At 49.5% G+C, this 14271-nt stretch carries 14 protein-coding genes and 1 tRNA gene; 2 read left to right on the forward strand and 13 right to left on the reverse strand.

Going from position 1 to position 14271, the window contains the following annotated elements; translation table 11 throughout:
* Positions 1 to 617, reverse strand: a 617-nt coding sequence (locus VNA68_00005) for a hypothetical protein (protein ID HVE80522.1), incomplete at its 3' end; no start/stop codon positions are given.
* A gap of 132 nt (positions 618 to 749) precedes the next feature.
* On the opposite strand from VNA68_00005, the gene rpsT reads away from it, so the two are divergent.
* Together rpsT and VNA68_00015 are read left to right on the forward strand one after the other, a co-directional pair.
* Positions 750 to 1115: a 30S ribosomal protein S20 gene (gene rpsT, locus VNA68_00010; GenBank protein ID HVE80523.1), complete on the forward strand. Its 366-nt coding sequence runs from the start codon at positions 750 to 752 to the stop codon at positions 1113 to 1115.
* Between the two features lie 7 nt (positions 1116 to 1122).
* Positions 1123 to 1317, forward strand: coding sequence for a hypothetical protein (locus VNA68_00015; GenBank protein HVE80524.1), 195 nt, complete (start codon positions 1123 to 1125; stop codon positions 1315 to 1317).
* On the opposite strand, the gene holA is transcribed toward VNA68_00015, so the two are convergent.
* The 12 genes from holA to VNA68_00075 form a co-directional block, all read right to left on the reverse strand.
* A complete protein-coding gene (gene holA / locus VNA68_00020) occupies positions 1314 to 2249 on the reverse strand; it encodes a DNA polymerase III subunit delta (protein ID HVE80525.1) in 936 nt (311 codons plus the stop codon). The two genes, VNA68_00015 and holA, sit on opposite strands and share 4 nt — an antisense overlap.
* A gap of 4 nt (positions 2250 to 2253) precedes the next feature.
* Positions 2254 to 3120 (reverse strand): bifunctional DNA-formamidopyrimidine glycosylase/DNA-(apurinic or apyrimidinic site) lyase, encoded by an 867-nt coding sequence (gene mutM, locus VNA68_00025; GenBank protein HVE80526.1) that lies wholly within the window; start codon positions 3118 to 3120, stop codon positions 2254 to 2256.
* A 40-nt stretch (positions 3121 to 3160) separates the two neighbouring features.
* The gene (locus tag VNA68_00030; GenBank protein ID HVE80527.1) at positions 3161 to 3886 is read right to left on the reverse strand and encodes an NUDIX domain-containing protein; all 726 of its coding nucleotides are present in this window, start codon (positions 3884 to 3886) and stop codon (positions 3161 to 3163) included.
* A 112-nt stretch (positions 3887 to 3998) separates the two neighbouring features.
* Positions 3999 to 4349, reverse strand: coding sequence for a hypothetical protein (locus VNA68_00035; GenBank protein ID HVE80528.1), 351 nt, complete (start codon positions 4347 to 4349; stop codon positions 3999 to 4001).
* An 80-nt stretch (positions 4350 to 4429) separates the two neighbouring features.
* A complete protein-coding gene (gene polA, locus VNA68_00040; GenBank protein ID HVE80529.1) occupies positions 4430 to 7141 on the reverse strand; it encodes a DNA polymerase I in 2712 nt (903 codons plus the stop codon).
* A 553-nt stretch (positions 7142 to 7694) separates the two neighbouring features.
* Entirely contained in the window at positions 7695 to 8204 is a 510-nt protein-coding gene (locus tag VNA68_00045; GenBank protein ID HVE80530.1) for a hypothetical protein, read from the reverse strand.
* A gap of 247 nt (positions 8205 to 8451) precedes the next feature.
* Positions 8452 to 9561 carry an RNA polymerase sigma factor RpoD gene (gene rpoD, locus VNA68_00050; GenBank protein HVE80531.1) on the reverse strand — a complete coding sequence of 370 codons (1110 nt, stop codon included), beginning with the start codon at positions 9559 to 9561 and terminating at the stop codon, positions 8452 to 8454.
* 31 nt (positions 9562 to 9592) lie between these two features.
* The gene (gene dnaG, locus VNA68_00055) at positions 9593 to 11326 is read right to left on the reverse strand and encodes a DNA primase (protein ID HVE80532.1); all 1734 of its coding nucleotides are present in this window, start codon (positions 11324 to 11326) and stop codon (positions 9593 to 9595) included.
* An 89-nt stretch (positions 11327 to 11415) separates the two neighbouring features.
* The gene (locus VNA68_00060; GenBank protein HVE80533.1) at positions 11416 to 11634 is read right to left on the reverse strand and encodes a hypothetical protein; all 219 of its coding nucleotides are present in this window, start codon (positions 11632 to 11634) and stop codon (positions 11416 to 11418) included.
* Between the two features lie 126 nt (positions 11635 to 11760).
* Positions 11761 to 11850, reverse strand: a tRNA-Ser gene (locus tag VNA68_00065).
* A 58-nt stretch (positions 11851 to 11908) separates the two neighbouring features.
* Positions 11909 to 12526, reverse strand: coding sequence for a sugar transferase (locus VNA68_00070; protein HVE80534.1), 618 nt, complete (start codon positions 12524 to 12526; stop codon positions 11909 to 11911).
* Positions 12527 to 12655: 129 nt separating this feature from the next.
* On the reverse strand, positions 12656 to 13684 hold the full coding sequence (locus VNA68_00075) for a bifunctional phosphoglucose/phosphomannose isomerase (protein ID HVE80535.1): 1029 nt from the start codon (positions 13682 to 13684) through the stop codon (positions 12656 to 12658).
* Positions 13685 to 14271 lie beyond the last annotated feature (587 nt).

Below are 14271 nucleotides of genomic sequence, written 5' to 3' on the forward strand. Positions count from 1 at the left end.
TCGGTTGAAGTATCAATCTGAGTGTGAATAGGTCTATACCATCTGCCTTCTGGAGGGATACGACTTAAGACAAACCGTGGCAGCGAATAGCTAAAGAGGGTTTTGCCATTGACTGCGACATCCTCCAGATCGATGTGCTCAAATTGCGGCTCATTGACCAATAAAGAACTCTTCTCTTCGAAGCAGAGAATCGTAATGGTCAGATTTGGGTGCTGTTTTTTCAACTCTAGGAGCGGTCCGTGGAAGGCACTGCCGTCATGGGAGGCCAGAATGATCTCCGTAACGTCACCCTCTTGGACTCTAGCCTGGAAATGCTGGATGATATCGTCATCAATATCGCCCTCACCATTCAGTTTTGGCTTGGTAAATACGTTGTAGCCGATATCTTTGAAGAGATACTCGACCCACCTCAGTGCTGAGCTGGTTGGAGACAGGTTGAGGAATATGCAAGCTTCCAGGAATTCTCCTCTGTAGGCACGCGGGCCCGTAGCAAGCCACTCATAGAGCAGCTTCCAGTCCGGCCTGTCCTCCTGCTTGGGCGGCCTGCCAATTATGCGGCCCAGCACCCCGTCGATATTGGGCGCATCAAGTAAGAACAATACGCACTTTTCGGACATTTTTCTCCCAATCCGATTGCTCTTCAAGTTTTCAAATATACCAAGTTCTAATTAAAGAGATTTTTACTCTTGAAGTCAATGTGCGCACACCATCTTTACAAAAGCCCGCAATTTGGTTATAGTCCTTTCGTTATGCCTATTATTAAATCCGCTATTAAGAGAGTCCGTCAGTCCGCTAAAAGACGTAGCCGCAACCTGGCCGTAAAGCGGGCTATTCACGATGATGTCAGAACCCTCCAAGATTCCATTGCCAGCGGGGATAAAAAGGCTGTTACGGAGAACCTGAAGGCGGCTATTTCCGAAATCGACCGCGCAGTAAAGAAAGGTACTTTGCACAAAAATACTGCTGCCCGACGCAAATCGAGCATTACTAAGCAGGCCAACACCGTAGTAGGCAGCGCCAAGCCAGCAGATAAAACCGCGGCCGCCAAAGTTAAGCCTGCCGCCGCCAAAAAGAGTGCGCCTAAAACTAAGGCCGCAAAACCGAAATCTAAGTAGGGGTAATATGGCAAAAACGCCGGAGACTTCGCAATCACAACTGCACGATTTGTGCGGCGATTTAATGGAGCACACCAAACTGCTGCGAGATTACGGTACTACACCGGGTAATGTTTGGCTTGCCAGGAGTGAGCTTAATAAGATCGATCAGTTGACTGGGGAAATAGAACAGTTGCTAGAAGAGATCAAAGCCGAATCTTAAACTCTGACTTTTTCGGCTACATTATATATTAGACGCTCAATCATAGTTTCGGCATCCCCCGCGCCTGTTTTTATTTCGTAATCGGTTTCTACAGATTGTAAAAACGCCCAGCGCAGAGCTTCTTCTGAAATATTTAACTGACGCGAAAGCATTTTGCCCGCTACAAATGGCGACATGCCGCTGTTTTTAGACAGCGTCTGGGCTGAAACATTGCCGGCGGTTTTAGCCAGCAGTAAATTGCGCAGCTGCCATATAATCATGCTCAAAATATACATTTCACTGACGAGCTCACTTCTCAGCTGCCTATATAAAGACATAGCTTTAGGCACTCGGCCGGCTGTCATATTTTCTACCAAATCAAAAATCGATTCATTCTGGTTAGGTACTACCAGCTTAGCTATGGATTCGACCGTGATCTTAGGATCAAGGCCGGCCAGTTTTATAATCTCCCCCTGCAGCCGCCACTGGTCTTCGCCGGCAGTCTCGATCAATTTCAAAATGGCGGGGCCGTCTATCTCGGCGCCGCTGGCCTGGGCCTCACGCTTTACCCATTGCTGCAGCTGCGAACCGCTCAAGGGATGGAATTTGATCGCCTTAGAACCAGCCGACAGATGCTTAAAATATGAAGTCCGCTGATCAGCATTAGAGTCATAAAACACCGCTACAGTTGTGGGTGAAACAGCCTGGGTTATTTGCCCTATTTTTTCGGCAAGTTGTTTATTTTGGGCGAGGTCTTCAATGATTACCAGGCGGCTAGTGGTAAGCAAAGGAGCGGCTTGGAGGGCAGAGAGTAGATCTTGCATCTTAACCTCTTTGCCTTCGATTTTTTCTACACCAAACTCACTGGCAGTCTTTTTTAAATATTCAGACTTTAAGCGGGCAATCTGCTGCCTGGCTGCAAAACTATTCGGTCCATAAAAGAAAAAAATCATATCTCTATTTTACTCCCAGCTTCTGGCATTTGGGGCAGTAGTGCGTACCGCGCCCTGCAACCCTGGTTTTAACAATCTCTGTCGCGCACACGGGGCAAGGCTTGCCTTGGCGCCTAAACACTCGCGCATACTGCAGATAATCCCCTTGCTTGCCCAGCGCGTTCACGTAATGTGTAAAGCTGGTGCCGCCGTGTTTAATGCCAAGCTTGATAATAGCTTTAATGGCTATGTGGAGGCGCTTAACCTCAGCCGATTTTAGTGAACCGGCCAGGCGGGCAGGGTGAATCTTGGCCAAATGCAGAGATTCATCAGCATAAATGTTGCCGACTCCGCTGACGGTCGATTGATCGAGTATTACAGCTTTAACGGGTGCACGAGCGTGACTTTTAAACTCGCGTGTTAGCACATCGGGTGTAAATGCGCTGCCGAGCGGCTCCGGACCCATCCGTACCAACAGTTTATCTAGGTTCACATGAGCCGTTTCTACCAGCTTGATCCAGCCAAACTTTCGCTGGTCGTTAAAGAACAGCTTGTCTCCGTTTTTGAATGTAAACACAGCTCGCGTGCTTTTATCGGGTAAATTGTGCTCCATGCTGGCGGTCGGATGCCCACCAGCAAACCGCTGACCACCCTTTTTCTGCAGCACTAGTTGGCCTGTCATTTTAAGGTGGAACATAAGGCTCATATCGCGGTTCAGATTCATAATTAGTACTTTACCGCGGCGATCCAGCGATTTAACCTTATGGCCGATGGCCTTTTTGGCATCAGGAAAACTCTTAGCCCACAGCGCCCTAGCCTCGGCTATAGTCTGGCCGGCAATCTCTGCATCAAGCCCGCGTTTAATTGTCTCGACTTCAGGTAACTCCGGCATCCTGCCCCCATAAAAGTAGGGTTATTATACCGCAGTCGGCTTAAAATTCGTCTTTGGTGTAGTGATGCTGTTCTTCTACGAATGCGCCCTTGGAACCTAAAATCATTTCCAGCTCAGTTTCAAAGCTAGTGTAGCGCTTCTCTAGCTTTCTAGCTTCATCGGCCGTCATCCATTTATTTAGTCCACCCTCGAATTTTTCCATCAGTTCCCCTGTAGGGTTCGTGCAATGAACCACGAAGAACATCTTGTCTTCCATTGCCTCTTCTTGGCCTTCAATATAAGTATGCTCATGATACAAGCCGCATACACGGTACTCGGCAGAAAGCTTGGTTTCTTCATCTAGCTCACGCTCGGCAGCACGTACGATAGTCTCGCCCCAGCGAATCTTACCGGTCGGGAACCCCCAGTAGCCGTAGTAAGGGTTCTTGGTGCGCTGCTGGAATAGCAGCTCTTGCCGACCATTCATCTCCCGCTCGATTGCGAGCAGCACCGCCACCTTGGGCTGACGCTCAATCGTCTTATTATCAGTATCGAGCTTATTGGCATACTCCTTGCCCTTGTGGGTTAGCTTGTAGCGGCCACGGCCGACCTTTTCTACCAAACCGATCTCCACTAGACGGGCGATATGGAAATTAAAATGATCACTGGTCAGGCCGGTGGGCTTTTGCAGCTCCGCATAGCCGGCCTCCAATACGAACAGTAGTTCGCGCAAAATACTTGTTTGGGCTTTATGGACCTTAACTTCTAGAGTCATATTTGTACTCACAGCTTATTCCTCTGAATGTACCAAAAGCTTAAGCCATAAAACTAGTAAAGTCGACTTCACTAAGTAGATAAAAGTATGAGGGCGCGGGATAATCCCGCGCCCATACACGCACCTAACTCGGAGGGGGTTCTGACCAAAGAACAACCAGGCCTGCTGATGTAATGCGCCATGTATCTACCCCTGAAACCCACGTGTTGCCGTACCCGGAATGGCCAGTATTGTGCTTAAGCAGCAGGCCGGCCTCTGTCAGTAAATCCAAGTCTTTTTTCAGCACTTCAGAATCATAGTCGGGTAGAAGACTCTTCAATATACGGTCCAGACTGAAGCTTTGAGGCATTTTGACAGCCGAATTATGCTCTAAAATACCCCCCGCTGCGATAGTAGCCAGCAGCAAGCGCCGCCTAGCCTTAACTTCCATTTCCTGGACGGCTGGTGGTATGGTCCGGTCACTGACTTGTGTCAAAATTCCCTCCTAGACTCAAGGTGCAGGTACAGCTTAAATCTAGGTTAATAAAGAGAGTTCGGCTAGTCGAATTTTTTTGACTATAGCTCGCCCCAGGATTTACCGATTCTGGTTTCGGCCACAATCGGCACGCCGAGATCGTAAACATTCTCTAGGGTTTCCTGCATAATCTTAGCTACTTCTGCGGATTGTTCTTCATTACACTCTACAATCAGTTCGTCGTGTATTTGCAGAAGCATTTTGGCGCCCTCGGGCAGCTTGGGCGCAAGCGCAACCATGGCAAGCTTCATAATATCGGCAGCTGTGCCCTGAATGGGCACGTTCACCGCCATCCGTTCGGCAGCACCCGCTACCATGAAGTTGTTAGAGTTAATCTCCCCACAGGGTCGCCGCCGGCCGAGCAAGGTTTCGGTGTATTCATTTTCTCGGGCGAACTTCTTAAGATTATCTATGTACTCAGCTAACCCTTTGCGCAGCTCAAAATAGCGTTTAATGAATCCCGCGGCTTCCTCACGGTTCATGCTGGTAGCCACACTCAAACCGTGCGGGCTCATGCCATACAGCACACCGAAATTGATCGTTTTGGCATTATAGCGCTGGTCTTTGGTTACTTCCGTAAGCGGAACATTGTACAGCTCAGAAGCCGTCTGCTGGTGCAGGTCTATTCCCTTTTTAAAGGTCTCTATCATATCGTCGTCTTTGGAGAGCGCTGCCGCTACTCGTAACTCAATCTGCGAATAGTCGGCCGCCACGAACACCCGGCCTTTTGGCGCAATAAATGCCTTACGAATCTCGCGGCCGATTTCGGTACGGATAGGAATGTTCTGCAAATTCGGGTTGGTGGAGCTAAGGCGGCCGGTCTGGGCAATGGTCTGATTAAAGCTAGTGTGCACGCGCCCATCTGGCTTTACCAGCTCCGGCAGCGCATCCACATAGGTAGTCTTTAGCTTCATAAGCTCGCGATACTCAATTATCATCTCTATTACCGGGTGTGCTTCGCGCAGCTTATCGAGCTCTTTAGCGGCAGTAGAAAGGCCGGTCTTGCCCCTTTTCACGCCGGCCGCGGCCAAGCCCAGCTTATCGAAGAGAATTTGTGATAACTGGGCCGGTGAGCTGATATTAAACCGCGCGTCACAAGCCTTATATATCTTTTCCTCTAGAGCTAGGACATCCTTAGTAATTTTCTGGCTAAACTGCCTCAAAAACCCAACATCCAGTTCAATTCCGGCCAGTTCCATCTCAGCCAGCACCGGTATCAGCGGCCATTCGGTGGCTTCGGCTAGTTTATTCAGATTCCCCTCAAGCTCCCTCCTCAGCTGCTCATAAAGGCGCCATGTCATATCGGCATCTTCAGCCGCGTAAGTGGTGGCAGCCTCAATCTCCACCCCGCCAAAGGTAATCTGATTGCGCCCATGGCCTATTAGCTCCTTAATCGGGATCATCTCAATGCCAAATTCACGGTAAGTAAGATCGTCTAGCGACTGAGAGCGGCCAAGCGGATTAGTTAAAAAGGCGGCAATCATGGTATCAAAAACAATCGGGCGCGGAGTAATGCCATGGCGGCAAAGTATTTTATAATCGAACTTTGCATGGTGAGCTACTTTTCCGATTTTCGGATCTTCAAAGACGGCTTTAAGTGCTGAGCAGACTTCTTTGGAATTTAATTGGTCGCCCTCATGATGGGCTACCGGTATATAGTAAGCCTCACCCTTCTTGCAGCTCACGGAGATACCGACCAGGCCGGCAGTAACGTCATCTACACTGTCGGTCTCGGTGTCAAAGGCGAAGGTCTGGCACTTTTGCAGTGTTGCAACCAGCTCATCCAGCTGTTTTTTTTTGGTAACGGCTTGGTATTTAACATCACCTAGGTGCTTGCGCTCCTTTTTGGGCTCGCCGGCATCAAACAATGTCGGCTCATTACTTAGCTCGGAAGGCAGCTTGGCCAGCAGGCTTTTAAAATCGAGTCGGCGAAACAGTTCGTGGATTTTCTGCCGGTCATAGCGCCCCACCCCTGCTTTATCCAGCTCAAGCTTTACCGGCGCGTCACAGGCGATTTGCGACAGTTCGTAGCTGAGGTAGGCAACTTTTTTACCCTCTTCCAGCCGCTCACGCAGCTTGCCCGAAGTCTGTTCAATATTTTTATACACACCGTCCAGGCTGCCGTGGGTTTTAATCAGATCCATCGCGGTCTTTTCGCCGATGCCGGCCACACCCGGAATGTTATCGCTGGCATCCCCCTTTAACGCCTTGAAATCTACGAATTGCTCAGGGGTCAGCCCGTATTTCTCCTGCATAGCAGCGCGATCGTAAATTACCGTGTCGGTAAAGCCGCGACGCATGGTGTAAACCTTGGTGTTGTCATCGATCAGCTGCAGTTCGTCCAGATCGCCCGTTACGATAATGCTCTCCAACCCCTTCTTTTCAGCCGTTCGGGCCAGTGTGCCTATGATGTCATCGGCCTCATACTTATCGAGCTCCACCCAAGGCATACCGAGCGCTTCTGTAACCTCCCTGGCGTAAGGAATCTGCGCATACAAGTCATCTGGCTGCTTTTTGCGATGCGCTTTGTACTCCGGGTAAATATCCTTGCGAAAGGTATCGCTCGATTTATCCCACGTCATTATGGCGTACTGGGGTTTAAGGTCCTGCAGCATCTTTAATAGGATTGTGGTAAAGCCGTAGACTGCATTGGTCGGAATGCCTTTTGAGTTGGTTAGGTGCGGAATAGCATGATAACCGCGATGAAACACGGCACTGCCATCCACCAGTACTAAACGGGGCTTTTTGCTCATACAAAGCATTATAACGTGAAGAGGCCTACTGTTACGCTAAAGTTTTTTGTATACTTTAAGAAATGAACGCTAGCATAATTTTAAAAGTGGCTTATACTTTTCTAATCTTAGGCGCAATTTTGTCTTTGATATCCGCAATCATTAATCTAATACCCGCTGTTATCTACGGACCGTTAGCGATACTTGGTATCTTGAATGGCAATTGGTCGAGTTTACTATATTTAGTTATTGTTTGTTTAATTTTATTAAACAGTTTTCTGCTTTTCTGGTTCGCTAGAGGCATTAAGCAGTTAAATATAAAAAGAACACGGTGGTTATTGATGTATACCCTTATACTGTTTCCATCCTTTATCTTCTATCTAAGTAACGAAAAAACTGAAAAGTTTTGGAATGGAGAGCTTGTATCCAGTGTAAAAACATATTCGGAGGCAGAATTAATACTGTTTACACTCTTCCTAGCTTTTCTACTTATACTATTTTTTAGGGCATATAAAGTAATTAAATTGAGTACCTAAATGTGAAGGGCCCCGAAAGGCTCGGGACCCTTCGGGGCTTAATGTTTTCGCCGCTGGCGAACCAGGGCCTGATGCGCCGCCCACTGCGGTATTTCAGCCACTAGAATCCGGTGACGTCCGTATGCAAATGCCAATTCATCTGTGCGCATCCAGATATCGAATTGGCTATGAGCACCGATGTGGTCCTCTCCTTTTACGATCTTGCCTTTCAGGGGTCCGCTTCGTATCTGATACCACCTACCTAGCGGCCACCAGCGCACTACAGCAACAACCCCATCACGAGGATAGCGCTGATTGGCCATTTGAGTGGTCAAGGCATAGGCCGTGCTCCTGAGCCGGTAGAAGCGCTTAGCGCGTACCTTCCAGGGATGTTTTCGGCGCTTTTTAGGGCGCCCATTGATTTTGGACGCAGCCCGGTCTTGCCGAACTCTATCTTCTACAACCGGCGCCTCAGCGCTAGGCTGTACAGTGGTGTTGGCCTGCCCGAAGGCAGACGTAGCACTCAGCGCAAAGAAAAGCGCGAGAACTGTTACGGTTGACTGTCGCACTTGCTACTCCTTGATCGGATTGGGAAATCCCTCTCTCCTCAGGTTGTTATGGGTGCGGCAATCGCTCTTGGCAGTCTCTCGCGGCCGTCTTTGACGACCGGGCTACTTAAAGCCGTACGAGATCTACAGCGATCACCTTCCCGGCTGAGTGCCGGGATGGAGCAACTTGCGGAAGGTAGTACCTCCATGGGTTGTGGACAATCTAATTCCAGACTAACAGATTAAAGTAACGGTTCAAGCCCAAGCGTTATCTAAGGTAATCTTTCAGTTTTTTGCTCTCACGGTGCTTACGCAGCTTAGCCAGTGCTTTGGCCTCAATCTGCCGAATGCGTTCGCGGGTCACGCCGAACTCCAGCCCCACCTCTTCCAGTGTGTGGCTGCGTCCATCCTCCAGCCCGAAGCGCATTCTGAGTATCTTCTGCTCGCGCGGGGTTAAGAGGGCAAGTACTTCATTCACATGCTCTTTTAAGAGCTGGTGAGTGGCTAGTTCTTCGGGCGTCATAGATTCTTCGTCGGGAATGAACTCACCTAAGTTAGAATCGCCATCATCGCCCACCGGTGCCTCAAGTGAGACAATATCCTGCTTGATCTTGAGAATATGATTCACCTTATCAACATCAATCTCCATCTCGGCCGCAATCTCCTCTGGTAGCGGGTCGCGCCCCAGTTCTTGCACCAGACGGCGCTGGGTGCGAATGAGCTTATTAATAGTCTCTACCATATGCACCGGAATTCGGATCGTCCTGGCTTGGTCGGCAATGGCACGAGTAATAGCCTGGCGGATCCACCAGGTAGCGTAGGTCGAAAACTTAAAGCCCTTGGTGTAATCGAACTTCTCAACCGCGCGCAGTAAACCGGCTGAACCTTCTTGGATAAGATCGAGTAAGTCCAGCCCGCGGCCAATATATTTCTTGGCAATCGAGACTACCAGGCGCAGGTTGGCCTCTACCATTTTGTCTTTTGCAGCTTTATCACCTTTAGCTATCCGCTTGGCCAGCTCAACTTCTTCTTGGGCGGTCAAAAGCGGCACCCGGCCTATTTCTCGTAAGTAGAGGCGCACTGAGTCATCGGCAATATCTTTGGCGTAATCCTCATTTGCATCTTCGGCAGAGTCCTCTTCAGCCACCTCCCATATGAGACGCTCTTTTTGATCGGTCAGCTCAACGCCGTTTTCTAGTAAAGCAGCATAGAGCTCATCGAGCTCCTCCAGGTTTTCCTCGGCGTCTGGAAAAACCTGCGAAACTTCCTGCTGGGTTACAAACCCTTGCTCTTTGCCTTTTTGAATCAATCTTTCTATTTCCGGAGAATAGGAAGTCTTTTCCTCTTCGGGTTCTTGCTTAGCAGCTTTTCTAGCCATATATTTCCTTTCTTTTAAGGCAAAAGAGGCCTTATTCGTCTTCGTTAATTAGTGCTTGATACTCACTCAGTAGCATATGGGCAAGCTGCGTGTCGCCCTTAGTTTCGGCTTCACGCAGTTTTTTGCTAAGTTTAGCTTTTATGTCTTTATGAGAGCTAATTTGCAGTCTTCTTACCAGCTCATATGCTTCAAAGCTGCGATCTGCTGGAGCCAGCGAGCCATATAGCTCCTCGCCCCGTAGTGTTAGGATTTTTACATAATCGCCGGTTTTTGGCAACCCGGAGGCGATTTCGGTACCAGACTTATCGCCGGCCTTGCGCATAACCTCTAAAATCTCTTGATGGGTAATGTTTTCAAAATTAGCCGCCGTCAGGTCATCCAAACTCAAACGCACCTCGGGATAAGCCAGATTAATCGCCAGTACTGCTTCTTCCAGCAGGCTTTTGGCGTGCCTGGGCTTAGCGGGAGCTGGCTCTGGGGCTGACTGCTCAGGCTGCTGCTTGACCTGCTTTTGCAGCTTTTCTTTTATCGCATCTTGGCTGGCATTAATTTTAGAGGCCAGTTTCTGCACGTAATGATCCTGCTCTACCGCGTCAGCCAAGTGCCCGATGATAGTCGCCAAACGATCGCTGTACAGGCGCTTTCCGGTGGCACTGTCCAGATCGTACTTTTCGGCCAGTTTATCAAACAAATAATCAATGGCGTACTTGGCGTCCGCTATGTATTTCTCCCAGCTTTTTGGATTCTCTTGAATCAAATCATCCGGGTCTTTGCCCTCGGGAATGTCAACCATGGAAAGCGTAATACCCAGGCTTTGGCTTAGGTCAATCGCCCGCTCCGCAGCCTTTAGGCCGGCGTCATCGGCATCAAACGCGATCTTTATGTTGCGGGTTAGGCGGCTGAGAGTTTTAAGCTGGTGCAGGGTCAGGGCCGTGCCGCTTACAGCTACTACTTGTTTTATCCCTGTCTGGTGACTGACGACTACATCCATATTGCCCTCTACTATCACCACTTCATCGCTGCGGCGAATAGCCTCCTTGGCCAAATGCAAGCCAAAGATGGCTTTGCTTTTATCGAATAAAACCGTTTGGGGGGTATTGAGGTATTTCGGCATAGAATCATCCAGTACTCGCCCCATGAATCCGATGGGAGTCCCTTGAATGTCGCAGATTGTAAACATCAGCCGCTGGCGGTGAATGTCGAATAAATTAGACCGCCCGGCTTTCTGCCCGGCAAGGCCCGCCTTTTTGAGCTCTGCGGCTGTAAAGCCTTTTTTTTGCAGAAAATCTGTGAGTGCTGTCCAGCTGTCGGGCGCGTAGCCGACCTCAAAATCTTCCACAGTCTGCTTGCTCAGCTTACGTTTTTTTATGGCATATTCATAAGCCGTCTTATTTTTAACAAGTGTAGCCTGATAATACTTAACGGCCCAGCGCAGGGCTTCTGTTAATCGATCCTGCTCTTTTTTTACTTTAGGGTCGTAGCCCTGGCTGCTCAGCTGCACACCGGCTTTGGCAGCCAAAACCTCCAGAGCACCTCGGAAATCGAGACCGTCCATTTCCATTACAAATGCAAATATATCGCCGCCGCGCTGGCAGCCGAAACAGTGCCAAATGCCCTTTTCAGGGCTAACCATAAAACTAGCTGTCTTTTCATTATGAAACGGGCAAGGGGCTTTAAGGTTGCGCCCGGACTGCTTTAATTCAATGTAGCCGCCAACGATCTCAGCCACATCAAGCTTGTCTTTAATCTGCTCCACTTCTGTCATGGTGGTATTTTATCAGATAAGTGCAAGTAAAAAGGAAAAGGCCGGTCATATGACCGGCCAATACCGTTTAAAAAGTCTTTTGAGATGGGTTAGGCGGCGGCGAGGTATTTCTGAAGCATAGCTTCCCGCCTCTGCTCTGGAGACATCTGCAAAAGGTTGTCGATGCGAGCACGCCGCAAAGTCAGGACAGTAGAGGGTGAAGATTCGATCTCTTCTTTTCTAGCCTCTTCAAGATCACGGCGAATGACCGTATCGGCCATCTTGGGGTCTCCGTTTTTTAGGAGTTCTACCATGTTCGTTTCAACCACAGTTATTCTCCTCGGAGTCAAAGCTTTTTAACGGTCAGTTGCACCACCTCAGTAGCGTAACTTACCCTCTATTGTGCCATTGTCCGCCTATAAGCACAACCGTTTTTGATTGATAAATACTGTTTATGGCGGAGAGAGCGGGATTCGAACCCGCGATACGGTTTCCCGCATACACGCTTTCCAAGCGTGCGCCTTCAGCCACTCGGCCACCTCTCCTCGACCGACTTATTTTACTCTGTAAAAGCCGTAAGTAAAAGGAAAAGCGGCCACTCTTTTAAGTGGCCGCTTCAAAAACCGGCTGCTCGTTCGCCCAAAGCCTCCTTGCGCCTTGGAGCATGATTGGCACGGTCAAGGCCATGATCTTTATGTCCAGCCACAAGCTTGTGCTCTTAATGTAGAGCATATCAAATGCCGTAGCCTGCTCCGCGTCAGGAAGCAGTGGCAATCTGACCTTGGCTAGCCCTGTCATTCCGGGACGGACCGCTGTGCGGTGACCGTAGCTGGGTATTCTTTCTGAAAGCTCCTTGTGCTTCTCTACCGGATGCGGCCTAGGACCCACCAAGCTCATATCACCCTTAATGACGTTAATGAATTGGGGAATCTCATCCAAGTGTGTAGCGCGAATCAGCTTGCCAAAGCCGGTCAAACGCTCATCGGCCAAACTGCGGCAAATGTAAATCGGGGTTTGAGGCTCAAACTTCATGGACCGCAGTTTAATGAGGGTGAATACCCTTCCGTTCTTTCCCACTCGCTTTTGGCGGTAAATGGCAGGCCCCTTGGAGGTAGTCTTTACCATGACCACCAGAAGAAGCAAGAGAGGCGCCGCTAGCAGTAAAAGGATTGTGGCAAGCGCGACGTCCAGTACTCGCTTAAAAACTCCGTAACGAGGCATTGCACCTCCCAAATGTCGATGATCAAGCTTTTGCTTAAATCGATTTTGCAGGCAAGCCAGTCTTTTGGCAAGCTAATTCTTAGCGGCAGATGCTAACTGAGCCAACTACTATACGGAAGCTCTAGTATATTAAGGTAGTTCTTTTTTGAGTTTTTCGATCAGGTCAACGGGGGTTGGATCAACACCATTTAAGAAGGCGAGATAGGCGCTAACAAAATCGCCCAGTAGCATTGTCCATAACATCTGCTGTAGCTTGGTTTCGCCTTGGGCTTCTACCGCGATTGGAGCCGGCATTTTGCCGGAAAGCAGGCGGGCAGTTACTTCGAACCGTTTTTTGATCTGTGGGTGGTCCAGCTTTGAGGTAAGCTGTACAACCCTAAATGGTTTGTCTGTGGGGTTCAGCCAGCCCATAAATTCATTGTGGCTGAACTCTGGCTGTTGGTTATAAAAAGCCAAGTTCTTGGCATTCTCGTTAATGTCTATCTTCCACTTGAGGGCGGGCATAGCTAGTGCCGGGCCACTATAAATGACAGGCGTAAAGCCCACCAGTTTTTCAGCAATTTGCTTCGCTGTGTTTTCTGCCGTTTTGATACTGAGGGTAAAGTAAGACACCTCTTGGCGCGCCCAGTCGGCCTGACCCTCCAGCTCTTTAACCGACCCGTTTAGCAGATCGAGCCGCTCCAATAAATCGATCAAGGCCTTAACACCGAATAAAACGGCCAGCCTGGGCTGAATGCCTTCTGGAATCTGAATGTAGCAATACTGATTTTTAGCAGCAAGCTCTTGCAGCTTGCCCCCTGAACTCACAAGTACCAGTTTGGCCTTGGCCTTACGAGCCGACTCCAGAGCCGAAAGGGTCTCCTCTGTGTTACCTGAGTAGCTGTATATGATAACGAGGGAATCTTCAGACACAAAAGCCGGTAGAGAGTAATCGCGCACAATTGTAATCGGCAAACTCAGCTGATCGCTCGTCCAGCTACGCACAAACTCTGCTGCCAGCGCCGAGCCGCCCATACCGGCCACTACGATATTTTGGATACCTTCTTTATCTGGCAATTGATACTCGTACCGCTGTTTAAGCTGGTCGGCTTGCCCAGCGATTATCGCCAGCGCGTTGCTGCGATCGAGTTGCTCTACGTATTTTTCGTCATCTAGCATACGGCTATTTTAGCAGTAGTTAGGGTAAAAGTGAGTAGGAATAGAAAAGAAAAAAGGGCCTCGTATGAGACCCTGGGTGGTATGCATGGTGGTATGCATTTCTTTTTGAGGAGCCGCGGGCGCCGCGGAGACACCGCACTATGGCGATACGATAGCATTGGCCGTTGTGGCCAAAAGCGATTGTCGTATAAGGGTCCAAGCAATCTAGGCCCGTCGGCGAGACGCTTGAATGCCTCTACGAACGTTCACTTACGCTACCGCTTGGTCTCCGCGGCGATTCACGGGATATAAGGATTACCGCCCAACCGACAGACTCCGCATTAGCACGAACAGTAAGATGTGCCTACGGATGCCTGTTGCCCGGTTGGGCTACACAGACACTGGAGTAACCCCTCCTCTGTTCTGCCCCTAATTCAGCTCAGTGGCTTTCGGACGTCAGCCTGCCTTTTTCCGTATAGCGCCGTAATATTAACGGCTCGCGCGGATAAAGTGGCTATGGCTGGCCTAATACCGGCTTTGCTGAAGTGGGGCGACTTGTTTGGGAACTGGTACCGTGAGACTTTTGAGCACCTCACGAACTATGCCGG

The sequence above is a fragment of the Candidatus Dormiibacterota bacterium genome (assembly GCA_035536395.1).
Taxonomy (GTDB): domain Bacteria; phylum Patescibacteriota; class Saccharimonadia; order UBA4664; family DATLOE01; genus DATLOE01.

Bases quoted from the DNA above. Each gene is read 5' to 3' on its own strand.
- rpsT (HVE80523.1), top strand. From the start codon at position 750: ATGCCTATTATTAAATCCGCTATTAAGAGAGTCCGTCAGTCCGCTAAA.
- VNA68_00070 (HVE80534.1), bottom strand. From the start codon at position 12,526: ATGCCTCGTTACGGAGTTTTTAAGCGAGTACTGGACGTCGCGCTTGCC.
- mutM (HVE80526.1), bottom strand. From the start codon at position 3,120: ATGCCGGAGTTACCTGAAGTCGAGACAATTAAACGCGGGCTTGATGCA.
- rpoD (HVE80531.1), bottom strand. From the start codon at position 9,561: ATGGCTAGAAAAGCTGCTAAGCAAGAACCCGAAGAGGAAAAGACTTCC.
- dnaG (HVE80532.1), bottom strand. From the start codon at position 11,326: ATGACAGAAGTGGAGCAGATTAAAGACAAGCTTGATGTGGCTGAGATC.
- polA (HVE80529.1), bottom strand. From the start codon at position 7,141: ATGAGCAAAAAGCCCCGTTTAGTACTGGTGGATGGCAGTGCCGTGTTT.
- VNA68_00015 (HVE80524.1), top strand. From the start codon at position 1,123: ATGGCAAAAACGCCGGAGACTTCGCAATCACAACTGCACGATTTGTGC.
- VNA68_00075 (HVE80535.1), bottom strand. From the start codon at position 13,684: ATGCTAGATGACGAAAAATACGTAGAGCAACTCGATCGCAGCAACGCG.
- holA (HVE80525.1), bottom strand. From the start codon at position 2,249: ATGATTTTTTTCTTTTATGGACCGAATAGTTTTGCAGCCAGGCAGCAG.